We start from the raw sequence: 3,410 nt of genomic DNA, 5'->3' as shown, positions 1-3,410 counted from the left end.
CGCTCGGCGGCCGCATGTCGGCTGCGCGGCGGGTGGCGCTGGTGGAGCGGGCGCGGCGGGACGGCTGGCTGGTGCTGGAGGACGACTACGACGGCGAGCTGCGCTACGACGTCTCCCCGCTCCCGCTGCTGGCCGCGCTGGCCCCGGACGTGGTCGTGCACCTCGGGACGACCAGCAAGATCCTCACGCCGACCCTGGGCGCGGGCTGGTCGGTGGCGCCGCGCGCGGTCGCGGAGGCGGTGCTGGAGCACCGCGCCAGGACCGGCACGAGCCCGGCGGCGGCGGGGCAGCGGGTGCTGGTGGAGCTGGCGCGCACCGGGGACCTCGGCAGGCACCTGCGGCGGCTGCGGCGGGAGTTCGCGGAGCGGCGGGGGTTGGTGGTGGGCGCGCTGGGCGCGGGGGGGCTGGCGGTGCTGGGGGACGACGCGGGGGCGCACGTGGTGGTGCCGGTGGGGTCGGCGCGGGAGGAGCGGCGGGTGCTGGCGGAGGCGGAGCGGCGGGGGCTGCGGTTGGACGGGCTGGAGCGGCACCACGCGGGGGAGCCGGTGGTGCACGGGGTGGCGATCGGGTACGGGGCCTGCACGCGGGAGCAGCTGGAGGCGGCGCTGCCGGTGGTGGTGGGGTTGCTGGGCTGAGGGTGCAGTTGCCGGGGGCGGGAGGGCGGCGGACTCTTGCGCCCGAGGGGGCGCGGTGGCGTCCGTCGGGGAAGTCGCGGAGCGGGTCGCGCGGGTCGTCGAGCTGGCCGGGAGGTGCCGGGCGGCGCTGGTCGTCGCGCGGGACTCGGCGGAGGACGCGTTCTCGCTGCCGGCCACCTCGCTCCGCGGGGCGGAGGGGCTGGAGGCGGACGCGGCCGAGGCGCTGCGCAGCGGGCTGATCGGCGAGGTGGGGACGACGGTCCCCGAGGCGCCGCCGACCACCCGGCGGACCGCGTCGAACGCCTTCGCGAATCCCTGCCGCCTCCGGTGGTGAGGGGCGCGGGGCAGCAGACGCTCGGTCGGTGGATAGCGCCCAACGGCCGCGACTACCCCATCAGCAGTGGCGCGGACTCGCGCTCGGAGCTGGTCAACGAGCAGCTCACGGTGGTCATCAACAACACGCCGTGCAAGGGCGAGCACAACTGCGACGCGCTGGCGCCGATCCTGCTTCCCGAGGGGTGCGCCCTCACCGTCTGCGGGATCACGCCCGGGGGGACGCGCACCCGCGTCCGGCACACCGGAGGAACTGGACCGCGTGCTGGACGTGGCGGTCGGGTGGGGATGGCCAGCCATGAGACGAAGACCGGGACCGTCTTGCACTACTGCACGAACGCGGACACCGAGACCCCGCCCAGCGCCGAGATCCCGCGTGAGATCGCCTCCCCCGGCGGCGCCCGCCGGGGGGAGGCGATCAGGGGTCAGCCCTGCTGGATGGTGGACAGGAACGAACGCCAGGCCGCGCCGCCGAACGACAGCTCGCCCGCCTGCGGGGCCTTGCTGTCGCGGACCTCGCGCGCGACCTCGGACGTGCAGCGCAGTTCGACGCACTGCGCGCCGTTCCCGCTCCTGGCGGACTTGCGCCACGCCCCGGTGACCTGGATCTCAGAGTTCATTGGCCCGACTTTCTAGTAGTGCGCGGCTGTCGCTCTCGGACAGCGCCCGCCGCTGCGCGTCGTCGTAGGCGATCACGTACGGTTCGGTCGTTTTGATGTAGTCCGCACCGCCCATGCTCTCGACATAGGCCAGGTGCACGTTGGCGGGCTCGATCCAGAGCAGCGTGAACGGGCTGCTCAACGCCGGGGTGGTGCCCGCGCTGAAGGGCAGGATCCGCACGGAGAAGTGCGGGAGGTCCGCGAACACGAGCAGTCGCCGGAGCTGGCCGCGCATGATCGCGCCACCTCCCACCAGGCGGTGCAGGGCTTCCTCGCCGAGGATGACCGACACCCGGCGTGGTTTGCCGGTGGCCGTGACCATCTCGTCCGCGAGGAGGTCGCCCCGCTTCTCCCGCACTTCCGCCCAGCTGGCGAGGTCGTTCTGCCGGACGATCGGCGAGTGCGCGAGCTGCGTTCGCGCGTAGGCGGCCGTCTGCAGCGCTCCGGGCACTTCGGTGTAGATCATGCGCAGCTCGGTCGCCGCGCGTTCCAGGGCGACGTACTGCCGCGCGTGGTCGGTCACCCGCTCCGGCGCCGCCCGCCTTCTCGCCTCCTTGCTCAGCTTCCGGAACTCCTCCGCCTCGGGGCCGAGGATCCCGTACAGGGTGATCTTCCGCTCGGTTGCGGTCTCCGAGTCCGCCACCAAGCCCGCCTCGCACTTCGACAGGGCGGCTCGCTTGGTGCCCAGCTTCTCGCTGGCGGGGCCCGGCTCCAGGTTCACGGCTTCGCGGTACTCCCGCGCCCGCACTCCGTAGATCAGCCGCTGCACCACCGGACCGGGGTCGCGCTCCTCCATGGCCGTGATTGTGCACCACCGGATGTCCTGGTTCCGTCACCGACTCGCTACTCAGAGTGATTCCCAGCTGTGGCGAATCACTCGTGCGCGTGACCCTGATCTGGATTTTCCAGATTAGAGTGTGCTCAGCCATCTGGCTGCGCGCGCACAACAGAGGTTGTGCACGCGCACCATAGCGCGGGGGCGTCGCCGGGGCGGAGATCGGGCCTGGTGGCGCGCGACGAGGGGAGGATCGGGTGCGCGGTGCGGGTCCGTTCGACGTGCAGGCCGCGGCGGCGGTCGCAGCAGGGGGCGCGTCCGCCTTCCGGCCGAGCCACGCCGCCCCGAGGTCCGCGGACCACCTGCGCCGATGGGACCAGGGCCACGACGTCGCGGTGCCCCGCGCCCCGGCGCGGGCGGTGGTCCCCGCCCTCCCCCGCTACGCGGTGCGGGTGGCGCGCGATGCGGAAAAACCCACTCTGACGGGTGAAGCCATTCCGCTGATTACCACCCGGAAGAGCGATAACCCAAGCACGGCAGACAGCACTGGGAAGGTGTGACCCGTTGTCCGAGAACCAGCACCCCGACAGCCCCGAGACACCCGCCACGGCCTCCGCCTTCCGGAGGTGGATGGGGCAGGAGGCGCGGGAGCAGGCGCCCCGGCCGTTCGCCGTCGTCTACGAGATCGGCGACCGGGAGGACTGCGAGGTCGCCGCCTACGGCCTGGCGTTCCCCGACCGCGCCGAGACCACCGCCGTGGACGACGGCCACCACACCCGCTCCGGGAGCGTCGAGCACGCGCTCGCGCTCTACGCCCGGTTCGCCGCCGCCGAGAACCTGCGCGCGCACCTGGTGTGGCTGGACGGGGACGCGGGCGGCGGGGCCGTCGCGCAGGACCTCGCGACCAGCTCCCGGAACGCCTAGGGCGGTGGCCGCGAACGTTCGCCGGGTTGGTCAGGCTGCCCGTGGTCGGTCCCGGCGTTGGTGGCGTTCGCTGCGGACGCGTGC

The 3,410-nt window shown here is 73.6% G+C and carries 5 protein-coding genes and 1 pseudogene; 4 read left to right on the top strand and 2 right to left on the bottom strand.

Features of this window, described 5'->3' with window-relative positions; all coding sequences use genetic code 11:
- The 3 genes and pseudogenes from ACTUAL_RS29570 to ACTUAL_RS29560 all read left to right on the top strand — a co-directional run.
- Nucleotides 1-635, top strand: a 635-nt coding sequence (locus ACTUAL_RS29570; protein ID WP_440902536.1) for an aminotransferase class I/II-fold pyridoxal phosphate-dependent enzyme, incomplete at its 5' end; no start/stop codon positions are given.
- A gap of 55 nt (nt 636-690) precedes the next feature.
- The gene (locus ACTUAL_RS29565) at nt 691-969 is read left to right on the top strand and encodes a hypothetical protein (RefSeq protein ID WP_440902535.1); all 279 of its coding nucleotides are present in this window, start codon (nt 691-693) and stop codon (nt 967-969) included.
- Nucleotides 963-1,160: pseudogene (locus tag ACTUAL_RS29560) on the top strand (DddA-like double-stranded DNA deaminase toxin); the annotation flags it as partial. The gene ACTUAL_RS29565 and the pseudogene ACTUAL_RS29560, both read left to right, overlap by 7 nt.
- Nucleotides 1,161-1,393: 233 nt before the next feature.
- Here ACTUAL_RS29560 and ACTUAL_RS29555 read toward each other — a convergent pair.
- Complete coding sequence (locus ACTUAL_RS29555) at nt 1,394-1,588, bottom strand: DUF397 domain-containing protein (protein WP_198320567.1); 195 nt, start codon at nt 1,586-1,588, stop codon at nt 1,394-1,396.
- On the bottom strand, nt 1,578-2,423 hold the full coding sequence (locus ACTUAL_RS29550) for a DUF5753 domain-containing protein (RefSeq protein WP_096496656.1): 846 nt from the start codon (nt 2,421-2,423) through the stop codon (nt 1,578-1,580). The genes ACTUAL_RS29555 and ACTUAL_RS29550 overlap by 11 nt, the downstream gene beginning before the upstream one ends.
- Before the next feature lie 543 nt (nt 2,424-2,966).
- Between ACTUAL_RS29550 and ACTUAL_RS29545 the strand changes: the two genes are divergently transcribed.
- Complete coding sequence (locus ACTUAL_RS29545) at nt 2,967-3,326, top strand: hypothetical protein (protein ID WP_440902534.1); 360 nt, start codon at nt 2,967-2,969, stop codon at nt 3,324-3,326.
- Nucleotides 3,327-3,410: the final 84 nt, after the last annotated feature.

This window comes from Actinosynnema sp., assembly GCF_052038725.1.
Note: the sequence above shows the minus strand (reverse complement) of the source record. Positions and strands in the feature narration are given on the sequence as shown.

Coding starts and splice junctions, on each gene's coding strand:
- ACTUAL_RS29555 (WP_198320567.1), bottom strand. CDS start 1,588: ATGAACTCTGAGATCCAGGTCACCGGGGCGTGGCGCAAGTCCGCCAGG.
- ACTUAL_RS29550 (WP_096496656.1), bottom strand. CDS start 2,423: ATGGAGGAGCGCGACCCCGGTCCGGTGGTGCAGCGGCTGATCTACGGA.